This is a genomic window from Myxococcus sp. XM-1-1-1, from assembly GCF_020037095.1.
In the GTDB taxonomy this organism is placed as follows: domain Bacteria; phylum Myxococcota; class Myxococcia; order Myxococcales; family Myxococcaceae; genus Myxococcus; species Myxococcus fulvus.
On the sequence record NZ_JAIQDH010000011.1, the window covers coordinates 230,334 to 243,727 of the forward strand.

7 protein-coding genes are annotated in these 13,394 nt (G+C 71.6%); 5 read left to right on the plus strand and 2 right to left on the minus strand.

What is annotated here, in order from left to right; translation table 11 throughout:
• Window positions 1–38 precede the first annotated feature (38 nt).
• The 3 genes from K8640_RS22650 to K8640_RS22660 are packed head-to-tail and all read left to right on the plus strand — an operon-like array spanning window position 39 to window position 7,719.
• Window positions 39–3,725 (plus strand): hypothetical protein, encoded by a 3,687-nt coding sequence (locus K8640_RS22650; protein ID WP_223748929.1) that lies wholly within the window; start codon window positions 39–41, stop codon window positions 3,723–3,725.
• The gene (locus tag K8640_RS22655; RefSeq protein WP_223748930.1) at window positions 3,722–4,261 is read left to right on the plus strand and encodes an aminoglycoside phosphotransferase family protein; all 540 of its coding nucleotides are present in this window, start codon (window positions 3,722–3,724) and stop codon (window positions 4,259–4,261) included. The genes K8640_RS22650 and K8640_RS22655 overlap by 4 nt, the downstream gene beginning before the upstream one ends.
• Window positions 4,255–7,719, plus strand: a complete 3,465-nt coding sequence (locus tag K8640_RS22660) for a hypothetical protein (protein ID WP_223748931.1) — start codon at window positions 4,255–4,257, stop codon at window positions 7,717–7,719. Before K8640_RS22655 ends, K8640_RS22660 begins: the two co-directional genes overlap by 7 nt.
• A gap of 54 nt (window positions 7,720–7,773) precedes the next feature.
• Here the strand turns inward: K8640_RS22660 and K8640_RS22665 are convergent, their stop codons facing one another.
• Together K8640_RS22665 and K8640_RS22670 are read right to left on the minus strand one after the other, a co-directional pair.
• On the minus strand, window positions 7,774–10,602 hold the full coding sequence (locus K8640_RS22665) for an FG-GAP-like repeat-containing protein (RefSeq protein ID WP_223748932.1): 2,829 nt from the start codon (window positions 10,600–10,602) through the stop codon (window positions 7,774–7,776).
• Window positions 10,603–10,759: 157 nt separating this feature from the next.
• Entirely contained in the window at window positions 10,760–11,410 is a 651-nt protein-coding gene (locus K8640_RS22670) for a hypothetical protein (RefSeq protein WP_223748933.1), read from the minus strand.
• A gap of 123 nt (window positions 11,411–11,533) precedes the next feature.
• Between K8640_RS22670 and K8640_RS22675 the strand changes: the two genes are divergently transcribed.
• Complete coding sequence (locus K8640_RS22675; RefSeq protein ID WP_223748934.1) at window positions 11,534–12,214, plus strand: TetR/AcrR family transcriptional regulator; 681 nt, start codon at window positions 11,534–11,536, stop codon at window positions 12,212–12,214.
• Window positions 12,215–12,349: 135 nt separating this feature from the next.
• Window positions 12,350–13,390: a fatty acid desaturase gene (locus tag K8640_RS22680; protein WP_223748935.1), complete on the plus strand. Its 1,041-nt coding sequence runs from the start codon at window positions 12,350–12,352 to the stop codon at window positions 13,388–13,390.
• Window positions 13,391–13,394: the final 4 nt, after the last annotated feature.

Genomic DNA, 13,394 nt, shown 5'->3' on the forward strand with positions numbered 1-13,394 from the left:
CTCCCGACGATGATGGCCGCGCGCGTCAACCGAGCCACATGGAAACCCCAAGAGCTGAACGACCGCGCCGGCGGTGGGCTCGACTCCTCGCGGGCGTCCTGCTGAGTCTCGTCGCGCCCGTCGCGCTGGTGCTCATCGTGGCGCTGGTCGTCGTGCACAACCTCGACCGTCCCTGGCTGAAGTCGCACGTCGTCTCGCAGGTGGAGTCGGCCACGGGCATCCAGGTGGACTACCAGACCACCCAGGTGTCGCTGCTGTCGGGCCTGCGGTTGGAGGGCCTGGTGGTGCGCACGCCCGCTGCCTTCCAGCGCGTCGCGCCCGAGCTGCTGCGCGTGGGGACGTTGGAGGCGAAGTGGTCGCCCGGCTCGCTCATGAGCGGCGGCACGCTCATCGAACACGTGGCGGCGCGCGAGGTGACGGTGGCCCTGGTGGCCGACGACGCGGGGCCCACGTCCCTCTCGGAGCTGACGGGACCTCCCGCGCCCGGGCCCGTCCCCGAGGAGCCCTCGCTCGGGCTCTCCCGACAGCTCGCCTCGCTGCTCGCGTCCGCGCCCCCCGTCGCGCGCGTGGACGTGTCGGGCGTGTCGCTGGCCTGGCTCCGAGTCCAGGATGGCGTGGTGGTCGACCGTTGGTCCGTGCGCGGGCTCGGACTGGGCGCCGAGGTGAAAGAGCGGGACGGCGCCTGGAAGCTCTTCGCGAACCTGGGCCAGACGGGCGCCCCGTTGCCGCTGGAGCTGAGTCGCGAAGGCACCCTGGCTCCTCCGGCGCGCGCGGAGCTGGCGCTCGCGCTCGCGGTGGAGGCGGGGGCCACGGCCGCTCGTGCGCGGGTGGACCTGGACGTCGCGCGACAGACCTTCGACCCTCGGTTCTCGGTGCGCTCGTTGCTGCATGGCGCGGTGTCCGCGCGGTTCGACGCGGGGGCGCGCCGCACGCTCCTGGAGCTGGAGCGCACGGGACTGACGGACAGCGCCGAACTCCAGGCCGAGCTGGTGTTGCCGGATGACTCGAGCGTGGCGCCTGTCATGACGCGCGCCCTGGCGGACGTGGACCTCGCGAAGCTGCTGCGGGTGCTGCCGGGGGACTGGCGCCCGTTCACGCTCGAGCGCGGCGAGGTGCGCCTCGACGCGCGAGACGTCACCCTGGGCGCGATTCCGCTGCTGGGGGCCGAGGGCAAGCTCGGGCTGGACATCGAGCTCGCGTCGCTGCGGCTGGCCCAGGACGGGCTCACGGTGGCGCTGGGTGATGGACGTGTGTCGCTGGCGGCCACGCCGGATGCGCGGCAGGGGGTGTCCGCGCTGCTGACGTTCGCGCTCCAGAAGCTGGAGGTCGACGGGCCCGCCACGGTGCGCGTGCCGAAGGCGCAGGGGGAGCTGAAGGGACAGCAGCTGAGGCCCGAGCCGTCCTCGCCGCTCCAGGTGGCCGGGGACGTGGCGCTGTCCGGTCTGGTGGAGGCCGTGGACGTGAACGTCCCGGGCTTGCGCGCGAAGGCCCAGCGGTTGGGCTTCCAGCTCCAGGCGCCGCTCGCGGGCAGGCCGCCCTTCTCGCTGCGCGCGGACCTCCCCGTGGGCGCGCTCGAGGTCGTCACGGCGGAGGGGCTGGAGGTGCTCAAGGGCCCCGTGCACGTGAAGCTCGATGCGTCGCAGGTGGTCCCCCACGTGGACGAGCCGCGCCTGACCCGGGCCCGTGGCCGGCTGGTGCTGGACGTCGGCGCGATGCACGCGACGCTGGACGCCACCAAGGGCGCGGATGACGTGGCGTACACGCTCGCCTTCGAGACCCCGGACCTGGTCGCGGCCCGGCCCTTCATCCCCAACGACGTCGCCGCGCGCATCCCCTGGAAGCAGCTGGGGGTGGGCGTGTCCTCCCAGGGCAAGGCGACGGCGCTCTTCTCCGCCGCGCCCCGCGTGGACCATCGCACCGAGGTGCGCGTGCGGAAGCCGGGCTGGGATGACGTCTCGGCGGGCAACGTCACCGTCGTCGCGCGCTCGCAGGGGGATGCGTGGCGACACAAGGGCGAGGTGGAGCTGCGCGTGGACGGGCTGCGCGTGGGGGAGACCGACGGTGGGCCGCAGCGTCACACCTTCACGGTGGACCTTGACCGGCGCAAGCCGACGGTCAAGGTGGGCGTCACCAGCCAGGAGGGCGTGAAGGCCACCGTCGATATCGCGCTGGCGTACGAGCGCAAGACGCGCGCGCTCCAGGGAGAAGTGAAGGCGGACCTCCCGCCGCTCGGCACGCTGGCACCGCTGTTGGCCCTGGCCCAGGTGCCCAAGGAGCTGAACGCGTCGCGGCTGGGCGTGAAGCTGAACGTGAATGGCACGTTGCTCGGCGTCGTCACCGGGCTCACCCCGGACGGACTGCCCCGGTTCTCACCGGAGCCGCTGCGGACGGGCAGCTTCGCGGGCAAGGCGGTGGTGGACGTGCAGGGCTTCCGCTGGCGCCAGGATGCCTTGACGGTGAACCTCCCCGGGTTGCACTGGGCGGTCGACTCGCACGTGGACGGCCCCAAGCGGACGATTCACAGCGACATGACGGTGGAGAAGCTCACCGTCGCGATGGCCGACAGCCGGCTGTCCCTCGCGGACCTCTCCAGTGACACCACCGCCACCTTCACCGACAAGCTGGAGGCGGAGGACATCGAGGTGACGCAGCAGCTGACGGTCCGCTCCGTCGAACAGAAACCGGCGCTGCCCTATCCGGTGCAGGACCTGGCGTGGGCCTTCACCGCGCGCCGCAAGCCCACGGGCGTCATCCATGTCCCGGAGCTGAAGGTGACCAACGGCGGGACGAGCACCGAGCTGAGCATCAAGGGACGGCTCGACCTGGGGGAGGAGCGGCGGAGGCTGGGGCTTCGCGGGGAGCTGTCCCAGGACCTGTCCAAGCTCGCGCGGCCCGGCGTCCTCGAGAGCAGCGGCCACGTCAAGGTCGACTTCCGCGTGGCCTCGCCCGACCTCACCCTCTTCAGGACGCGCGCGAACCTGCTCCTGCAGAACGTGAACGCGCGGATGCCCGAGGCGGACTTCGCCGTCGAGGCGCTCGATGGCAACGTGCCGCTCTCCGAGGACGTGCTCTACACCGACGGGCAGGTGCGGCTGTCGAGCGACATCGACGTCAATCCGTACCCGATGCTCCGCTTCGCCGACCAGCACCCGCTGCTGTCGCGCAGCGGCTATGTGTCCGCGAACAGCATCACCACGCCGTTCGCCACCATCGCGCCCCTGGCGGGCAACCTGTCCATCGACCAGCACGTGGTCTCGATGACGCAGCTGGAGATGGGCGTTCGCGGCGGGCGCATCACCGGCCAGTGGCTGCTCGACTGGCAGGGCAGGGACTCCAGGCTGGAGGCCCGCGTGCGCGCCACCGGCGTGCAGTCGTCCCGGGGTGAGCCCTTCGACGGCAACGCCGCCGTGGTCATCTCCGCGAAGGACCGCAGCATCAACGGTCGCGCGGAGATTCTCCGCATCGGCAACCGGCACCTGTTGGACCTGCTCGACCTGGAGGACCCTCGCCACGTCGACCCGGCGACCAACCGGGTCCGCTATGCGCTGACGCTGGGGTATCCGGACCACGTGCGGGTGAGCTTCAACCACGGCTTCGGCAGCCTGCGCATCACCATGGGCGGGCTGGCGAAGCTCATCAGCATCAACGAAATCCGGGGCATCCCCATGGGCCCCATCGTCGACCAGCTCATCAAGTCGATGACGCTGACGGAGGCCTCGCCATGAAGACCCGCGCGTTGTTGCTGTGGGCCGCCCTCGTCGCTCCCGGGTGCATCAGCGCGCCGGAGATCGTCATGGTCGATCGCGCCACGGCGCTCGAGGAGCAGGCCTCGGGCTCGTTCAAGGACGTGGAGCAGCGGCTGGCGCGCGCGGGCATGAACCCGACGCCGGTGCCGCTCACGCCCAACCAGCTGGAGGAGCTGGGCGTCCAGCCCGCGCCCCTGGTGGAGGACCTGGGCAAGACGCAGGCGGACCGCGTGGACGAGCTGCTCCGACGCCACTGCGTGGGCGAGGGGAAGGACGGGTTGCTGGTGGAGAGCCGCCGTCGCTGCCGGGCCGGGCGCCTGACGGCCGATGACGTGGCGCTGGTGGAGCGGGTGAACCGCTCGCGGCTGCAGCTGTGGAAGTGGATGCGCACCCAGCGCCCCGACGCCTCGGAGGAGGTGCTGCGCCAGAGCTGGCACAAGGTGCACGCGGAGGGCGTGGTCTGCGGCGGCCAGGTGGAGGCCGCGGACGGCACCTGGGGAGAGAAGAAGTGCTGACGTCCCGGGACACCAAGGTCCTGCTCCTGGCCGCGCTGCTCGCGCGAGGCGCCTGGGCCCAGGACGACGAGAACGACGGAGGGCTGCGCACGCCCTCGCGGCTCACCGTGGGCGTGGGGGACCAGTTCCTGGGGCAGCTGTCGCCGGACGGGAACACGCTCATCTTCGCGTCCAACCGCAACATCGCGACCGAAATCTACGTGCAGGACCTGGAGAAGGGCCGCGAGCGCCGCCTCTTCGACGAGGGCGCGGACGTGACGTGGCCGCGCATCAGCCCCGACGGCAAGCGCCTGCTCTACATCTCCTTCCGGGACCAGGCCGGCGGTCAGCTCTGCATCCGGGACCTGCCCTCGGGTGAGGAGCGCCGCTGCCTCACCGAGGAGGCCAACGCGCTGCAGGCGGAGTGGATCGACTCCGCGAGCATCGCGCTGGTGAGCCGGGCCACCATCCAGGGCGACCTCAAGCTGTCGCGCGTCCGGCCCGGCGCCGCGTGGAGCGCGAGCCCGCTCCTGGAGCGCAACCTCACCAGCCCCACGCTCTCCCCGGACGGGCGCTGGCTGGTGTACGTGCCCGTCGAGCGCTCCGTGAAGCAGGTGGGCCCGGGCTTCGCCGCGCGCGCCGCGCCGCACCTGGAGGCGCTCCGACTGGATGTCCCCGGCGCGAGGCCCGTGAAGCTGGCGCTGGACCTGCCGGGGCAGAGCGGCCAGCCCGTGTTCTCACGCGACGGGCGCTTCTTGTACGTGGTGCAGTTCTTCACCGACTCCAACGCGGACGGCACCATCGACGCGAGCGACAGCGGCGTGCTGTTCCGCGCGCCGTTCTCCCCGGAGCGCGACGACGCGCCCGCGCTGGCCGCCGCCTCCAGCCCGGACCAGCTCACCGGCGCGTCGTGGAACTGCCAGTACCCGGCGCCGGCGGCGGAGTCGTTGCTGGCGACGTGCTCTCGCTCGCAGTCGCTGGACGTGTACCAGCTGCCCCTGGATGGACAGGTGCCCTCGGCCTGGGATGTCCCCCGGCTCAACGAGGAGCTGAAGATGGTGGGGCGGCGCGCGGACCAGCTGCTGCTCTACCGCCACCGGCTGTTGCTCGAGGAGCGCCCCCGGCCCCGCCGCTTGTTGATGATGCGGCTGTCCATGCTGCACCTGGCGTTCGAGGACTTCGGCGCGGCGGAGTTCTACGCCGAGCACATGGGCGCGGTGAGCGACCCGGCCACGCTGGGGCTGGAGGGGCCGCTGCGTGTCCTCATCGACCACCGGCGCGCGATGAAGGAGCGCGAGCGGGGCCGCATGGTGGAGGAGCTGAGCGTGGCGGAGCAGCAGCGCATGGCCGCGCTGGAGCCCGCCAACGCGCCCAGCCCCGCCACGGCCGTCTTCCAGCACGTGGTGCGCAGCGAGCTGGCGGACGCGGCGGGGGACTTCACGCTGGCGCGGCAGGAGCTGGAGTCGGCGCAGGTGACGGACACCACGCCGCGCGCGGTGCTGGAGGCATACTACGAGCGGGCGGACGCGCTGTACCGCAAGCTCGATGACCGGATGGCGCTGGTGGACGTCGGCCGGCGGCTCTCCGTGCACAAGATCTTCAAGGCGGACGACCAGCTCGACTTCGCGATCGCCTCGGTCCGCGCCCTGTACCGGGGCCGGCCCTACGCGGAGGCGGAGACCCTCCTCGCCGAGGCGCTCGCCCGGGCGCCCGAGGGCTCCGCGCACGCCTTCGCCCTGGAGCTGGGGCAGCACATCATCGCCTTGAGGCAGGAGCGCACGCCGCGCGCCGTCCGCGAGGCCCTGCTCGCGTTCTACCGCCGGCAGACGGACCCGCTGCGTCGCCGGGTCCTGGTCCAGGAGGCCGTGGAGCGCGCGGCGAGCCTCGGCGCGGACGGCGTGCTGGAGGCCCTGGCCACCGTCTACGTGGACGATGCGCCCGTGGGCACCGAGGACCGGCGTCGGGCGGAGCGGCTGTTCCGGCGCGCGCTGATGGGCCGCGCGTACCGCCGGCTGGCGCGGCAGCGCCAGGACGAGGCCCGCGCGGACTTCGACCTGGTGACGAAGCGCACGGGCTCGCTGGAGAGCGCCGTCGAGTCCATGAACCTGCGCCTGCGCGCCGGCGTGAGCCACGACGTGGTGGAGAAGGAGATGACCACCACGTCGGAGAAGAGGGTGGAGCCGCTCCGGCGCTTCGTGAAGGCGTACCTGCTGGCGCGCAAGCTGCCCAAGCTGGACGACAAGGCGCACGCGCAGGCGGTGAAGGACGCGGTGGCCCAGCTGCGCGCGGCGTGGCCGGAGCTCAAGAACCAGCGCGCGGTGCAGGCCCTGTACGGCGCCATCCAGCACGAGGACTTCCTGCGCGGCAAGAACCCCGCCGCCGCCGAGCGCGCCAACCGGCACTACCTGGTGGCGCTGGACCTGGTGCGCAACAACGTGCGCTACAAGGCGATGATTCTCGGCGCGCTGGGCCTGCTGCACACCCAGGTGGGCAACCACCACATCGCGCTGGGCTACCTGGAGCAGCGCGACAAGCTGCCCTACGTGGACAACTGGGCGGGGCTGGCCGTGTCGCTGGCGCGCGCGCGGGCGCTGTTGCACGTGGGGCGCGAGGAGGACGCGGCGAAGGCGGCGGACGCGGCGCTGGCGATGGTGCGGGCCACCGAGAAGCAGGCCCGGTTCCTGCCGCTCGCGGTGGACCGCGCCGCGCTCTACCACCTGGCCGCGGGCCACTTCGAGCGCGCGCTGGAGCTCTATGACCAGGGCCTCCCGCTGGTCGAGGCCCTGCCCTCCGACGAGGAGGGGCTGCGCAACCGCCTGGTGATGCGGCTGGCCCGCTGCGCCGCCGCGCTGGGCGCGGGCAAGCCCGAGCGGACGCTCGAGGACCTGGCGCGCGTGGAGAAGGACCTGGCCCACCCGGCCGTGCGCTCCGCGCTGAAGTGGGCGCACTCCTCGCCCGAGCACGTCCACCGCTCCTATCGCCTCATCGCCGCGGGGCTGCGCGCGAATGCCCACACGCGTCTGGGACAGTTGGAGGCCGCGGCCCAGGCGCTGGAGACGCGCCGCGCGCTGTTCCTGGAGCAGTTCGACGAGCTGGACCGCGACGAGGACCTCCGCTCGGTGACGCTCGCGGAGCTGCGGCTGGCCGAGAACGCGGTGGACCGCCAGGACCCGGCCCACGCGGCGCGCTGGTTGGGCATGGCGCTGGAGCACGCGGACACGCTGGTGGCCCGCACGCATGCGCCGGTCGATGCCGGGCAGCTGGACGTGCTCTGGTTCGCGGCCCAGCTGCAGGCGGATGGGCGCACGAAGCTGCCCTTCGACGTGTCCCAGCGGATGGCGGGAGCACGGCGCACGCTGCTGGAGCAGAAGGACCCGGCCTGGCGCGCGTACCAGGCCTGGTTCGAGGTCTACACGGCGCTCGAGGCCCACCCCGCCCCAGGGGGACGGGAGGCGCTGGTCCGGCCGACGCAGCAGTGATGACGGGACACCTCCCGCGGCGCGTGCTGGCCCGCGGGAGATGCCTCGGAGGCGCTACTGGGCGAGCACCGTGAGGACCTGCTCGGACGTGTTGCCCGCGGCGTCGGTGGCGCGCAGCAGGACGACGTGCGCGCCGGGGCCGGAGAACGTCACCGGCGTGGTGGCCAGGTTCGTGCCCGCGCCGACGTCGGTGGAGCTGACCCAGTTGGCCGTGACGCGGACCGGGGAGAGGTCCGTCACCTCGGTGACGACGTCCACGGTGAGCGGCTGCGGCTGGGTGACGTCAGGGGCGACGACGCGCAGCAGCGGGGCGGTGCGGTCCACCGTCACCTCGCGGCTCTCGGTGGCGAAGGCGCCGTCGGTGGCGATGACGGTGAGCGTGAGGGTGTAGTGGCCCTCGGCCAGGCTGAGCCACTCGACGACGTGGCCGCCGCCCGCGTCGGGGGTGAGGCGGATGGGGGCGCCCCCGTTGATGGAGAGCAGCACCACGCTGATGGGCGCGCCGCCCGCGCTCGTGGTGGCCCAGCCGCACGCCTTCACCTGCGCGGCCGAGGTGTAGCGCGGCACGTCGCACATGACGAGGTCGGGCGGGGTGGCCTCGGAGTCCACCACGTGGATGGCGGTGGTGCAGGAGGCGCTGTTGCCGGCCGCGTCCGTGGCCGTGTACGTCACGGGCGTCGTGCCGCGCGGATAGATGCCCGCGGCGGGGCCGCTGACCTGGGCGCCGCACGCGTCGGCGGCGGTGGCCGGTACGGGCGTCACGTGGGCCCCGGCGGGGCTCGTCGCCAGGTAGACACGCTCGCCCGGGCAGGTGATGACCGGCGGCGTGACGTCCACCACGGTGACGGTGGCGGTGCACGTGTCGGTGGACTGGCCGTCGGAGACCGTCAGCGTGACGGCGTGCGAGCCCGGGCCGAACGGCCCCGTGGGCGACTGGGACACGGAGAAGGGACCGGGCTGCTGGTCCGGGTCATGGCTGCCGTTGTCCACGCTGGCCGGGGCCTGGCAGGTGGTGGGGCTGGCGTCGACGGACACGTCGCGGCACAGCGCCACGGGAGGCACGTTGGTGGAGCACGCGAGGCTCACCGGCCCGCTGCCCGCGTTGTTGGTCTCGATGCACTCCGTCTCGCGGCCCACGCCGGTGCCGTCGTCATCCGCGCGGACCCAGACCGTGGTGGTGCCACCGGGAGCCGAGGCGAGCGCCACGCTCACCACCGCGCTGCTGCCCGCGGCGAGCACGGTGGGGAGGGTGGCCACGCCCAGCAGGGCGCCGCCGGAGGTGGGGTTGCCGTCGTAGAAGGCGACGCGCATGCCCGCGGAGGCGGCCGCGTCTCCCTGGTTGGTGACGCGCGCGTGCAGGCTCAGGGTGCCGGTGGTCCGGTCGCACGAGGACGTCACCTCGCCGGCGACGAGGTCCGCCGCGGCGTAGGGGCTGGTGGTGCCGGTGCCCTGGCTGTTGGCGCGGAACGTGTTGAGGCCGGGCACGCGCCAGTTCTCCACGGGGTGCGCGGGGATGGTGCCGTCGTCGTTGACGTTCGTGACGGAGTACGCGTGCTGGTTCCAGATGCGGCGCGTGTTCACCCAGCCGTCCTTGCCGTCGCGGAACACGCGGATGCCGGTGGGGCCGGAGAAGGCATAGTTGTTCGACGCGACGACGATTTCGGCGTTGTCGTCCGCGTCCACGTCGACGATGAGCGGGTTCTCGTACGTGGTGCCGGAGGCGTGCTCCACGTCGAAGCGGATGGCGCCCGTCTCACCGTCGTAGATGCGCAGGCGGCGCTCGTCGCCGTAGACGACCTCGGCGCGGCCGTCACCCTCGAAGTCGAAGGTGGACGAGCCCGTCACGTTGGAGCTGTTGTCCTGGGTGGGGCTGGACCACTTGACGGTGCCGTTGGTCTCGAAGACGGCATAGCGGCTGGCGCCCGCCACGCCAATCTCCGGGCTGCCGTCCGCGTCGAAGTCCGCGATGTTGGGCGCGCCGCCGCTGCCGCCGCCGGGAATCGCCGTGCTCCACAGCAGGGCGCAGTTGTCGTCCATGAGCGACACGATGCCGCCGCTGACCACGACGACCTCGCCATGCGGGTCCGCGTCGAAGTTGGCGACGCCGGCCAGCCCGTTGCCGATGGAGGTGTTGCGGCACTTGAGCGTGCCGTCATGGCGGTAGATGGAGCGGCCGTTGACGACCTCCTGCAGGCCGTCCCCGTCGATGTCCGCCGCGAAGGAGATGGGGCCCTGGGGACCGCCCAGCGTGTCCGTGCCCGCCCACTTCAGCGCGCCGGTGTTGCTGAGCACGGAGTGGCCGTTGAGGATCTCCACCGTGCCGTCGCCGTCCAGGTCCGCGAACGACGGGCCACCCCAGCTGTTCTGGGAGACGTTCGTCCGGAACTTCAGCGCGCCCGTGTTCTCGAAGCACAGCAGGCCCGTGCCGCTCTCCGGGACGGCGCAGATCTCCACCAGCCCGTCACCGTCGATGTCGCCGCCCGCGATGCTGCCCGCGCCGCGCACCCGCAGGGTCGGGTCCGTCACCGTCCACAGCTCGGCGCCCGTGGCCCCGTTGAGCGCGCGCAGCACGCCGTTGGTGTTGTAGTTGCTGCCCACGAAGCTGCTGAAGACGACGTCGGGGATTCCATCGCCGTTCACCTCCACGACGATGGGCGACATCATCACCTGCACGTGCGTCGGCAGGACGGTGCTGGAGCTCCACGCCCACTCCAGCTCCGGCTCGAAGTTGGGGTCGAAGGGCGGCTGGACCTGGCACTCCCCGTTGGCCGCGAGGACTGCCTCGCCGAGGGACTCGCCCTCCGCGGCGGCCTGGGGCGCCGTCTCCGCGCAGCCGCCGAGGGCCAGCACTCCGGCGAGGGACAGCCTGGTACACCACTTCATGCCCGCTGCGGACGGGGGGCCGGGGATTCTTCGCTTGCGCACGCCAATGCCTCGTGTCTGGGTTTCGCGGAAAAGTCCGCTAATCTTGCCTATAGAGGGCGGGCTTGGCGTGCCGCAAGTGAGTCATTGATGAACTCAGACCTGGGGGCGGGTGAGGCTACTCCTCCGCCGTGGGTCTGAATTGGTCATTGAGCAGTGTGTCCGGGTTGCTGAACAGCTCATCGGCGCGCTCGTGCAGGATCAGTCTGGTGAGGACCGGGTTGGTGCCCTCGCTCGCGAAGTCACAGGGCGTGTCACGCAAGAGGAACACCTGGTCGGACGCCTTGACGCGCTCGGGAAGCTCCTTGAAGGTGAGGTACGTCTGGGTGGGAAGCTTGATGGGCTCGCTGTGCGTCTCGTAGCGCTCCTCCACCCGGGGCCCCTCGTCCTTGAGCAGATCGTCAGGGCGCCCGTACGCGGCGTTCTTCATGTCGAAGCGCAGGAAGCACTGGTCCTCGCGCGTGGGCAGCAGCACCTTGGCGAAGCCGTGGGGCATCTCCAGGGTGTAGTGCGTGACGGTGCCCGAGTGGACGTCCGTCAGCTTCACCTTGTGCTGGCCCCGGCTGACGTCGAAGACGAGGTGGTCCTCGATGTGGCTCTTCGGCTCGAGGGTGACGTCGTCCACGACCAGCTCCACGGCGTCGTTGCCCACCGTGAGCAGGTGCACCGTCCCGCTGCCGAAGTAGCCGATGGACACCGCCGTGAAGGTGACGAGGAGGAATGCGACCGTGATGATGCCGACCAATCTGGACCGACGGATGCGCGCCACGTTGCCCCCAGGCAGGGTCGATGGGTGACCCGGACGACGGGGGAAGATAGCCCACCCACACTCCGGGTGGTGGACCTGGGGGGCACTCCTTGGAATGGTTCGGCTCCAGCTCGAGGAGTCGTGATGCCGCGCAGTTCCTCCCCTTCGCGTCGGAAGCAGCCTCGTCAGCAGCGCGCCCAGGCGACGTGCGACGCCATCCTCACCGCCGCGGCCCGGCTGCTCGTCCGTGACGGCTACGAGGCGACGAGCACCAACCGCATCGCCGAGGAGGCCGGCGTCAGCATCGGCTCGCTCTACCAGTACTATCCGAACAAGGAGGGGCTGGTGCTCGCGGTGCTGGAGCAGCACGGCTCGCGCTGGCTGACGGAGTTCGACGCGGGACTCAAGGAGCTCGCGCCGGCCCCGCTGGGCGTCGCGGTGCCCTCCATCATCCACCACATCCTCACGCTCAAGCGGTTGCATCCCCAGCTGGACTCGCTGCGGTATGCGCTCCTTCCGGTGCTGCGCCCGCTGGGCCACGTGGACACCTTCGAGCAGCAGCTGTTCCGGCTGGTGCGCGCGTTCCTGGCGGCGAGGCTGGAGGAAATCCGCCCGCGAGAGCTGGACATGGCGGTCTTCATCATCGTCCACACGCTGGAGGCGCTCTGCCATGCCGCTGGCGTGGACCGGCCCGACTACCTCACGAACGACGCGTTCCCCAATGAGCTGTGCGTGCTCGTGCTCGGCTATCTGAGCCTGTCGCCCGCGCCGCTCGGCCATCCGCCGAGGAAGGCCGCGGCGCCTCGCCGCAAATATGAGCAGTAGGCCTGAAAAGCACGCCCCCGAGGCCGTTTCTCCCTCGGGCGCACGAATGTGAGCACCCAAGCGAGTTGAGCGGCGGCGCAATCAAAGACATCTTGATGGCACCTCCAGCGCCTGCTCCCAGCCGCTCCCGACTCCATGAATCTCCATCCAGAAGACCTGCGGCTCGCGGCCGCTCACGCGAGACTTGCGTTCGGGGACTTCCCCGCCCTCACCGATGCGCAGCTCGAAGCCATTCGCGGCAGGGCGCGTGACTCGCTGGTGTGGTTCCGCGCGCACCCCGTGCTGCATGACACCGTCAACGTGCTCCTCCTGTTGGCCCTGTTCGCGGCGGACCTGCTGTCGTTGACGGCGCTGCCCTTCGTGTTGCCGAGGGCCCTGTCGACCGCGGGGGGCATCGTGCTCGCGGGGGTGGTCGCCGGCGTGGTGCATGGCTTCCTGGTCTGCGGCATCGTCACGCTCAGCGTCCACGAGGGCGCCGCGCATGACCTCCTCATCGTGGGCAGGGGACGGGTGGGGCGCGGGTTGAGGGTGCTCGCGAACAACGCCTGTCGACTCTTCCTCGCGGACCCGGTGCACTACGCGGAGGCGCACGCGAGCCACCATCGGAGCCTGGGGACGGCTGACGACGGCTCCTTCACGCACCACGTCCGGCTGCGGCGGCTGCTGGTCAGCCTGCTGCCGCTGGCGCCGATGATCAGCCACTCGGACTATTTTCCCTGGCGGCCCCAGGAGCACACGCGGAGCCGACGACTCTCCGTGCTGCTGACCAACGGGTACCTGGGGCTCTGCGCGGCGCTGGCGACATGGCTGCATGGCTGGCTCTTCACCGGCGTGGCGCTGTTCCTGGTCGGCAGCTGGCTGAGCTTCGTGCTGGACCGGGTCCGCGAGAGCACCGAGCACCTGTTCATGCCCCTGGACCGGGCGAACGGGACGCGGGAGCTGGGGCTGGGGCTCTGGGGGCTGCTGCTCGGAGGCGGGCCGTGGGGCCAGCCCTGTCACCTGTCACACCACCTGGCGCCCGCGCTGCCCTGGTATCAGCAGCTCCGGCTGCACTTCTTCCTGCGTCGCGTGTTGACCCCGGAGCAGCGCCGCCACTTCTTCCTGCGCCCCGTCATCGGCCTGCCCGTGTTGCTCTGGCGGCTGGCCACCGCGCCCCGCGAGCCCGCTCGGGACTGAGGAG

Excerpts from the sequence above, each read along its gene's own strand:
- K8640_RS22650 (WP_223748929.1), top strand. The coding sequence starts at position 39 with ATGGAAACCCCAAGAGCTGAACGACCGCGCCGGCGGTGGGCTCGACTC.
- K8640_RS22665 (WP_223748932.1), bottom strand. The coding sequence starts at position 10,602 with ATGAAGTGGTGTACCAGGCTGTCCCTCGCCGGAGTGCTGGCCCTCGGC.
- K8640_RS22680 (WP_223748935.1), top strand. The coding sequence starts at position 12,350 with ATGAATCTCCATCCAGAAGACCTGCGGCTCGCGGCCGCTCACGCGAGA.
- K8640_RS22675 (WP_223748934.1), top strand. The coding sequence starts at position 11,534 with ATGCCGCGCAGTTCCTCCCCTTCGCGTCGGAAGCAGCCTCGTCAGCAG.
- K8640_RS22655 (WP_223748930.1), top strand. The coding sequence starts at position 3,722 with ATGAAGACCCGCGCGTTGTTGCTGTGGGCCGCCCTCGTCGCTCCCGGG.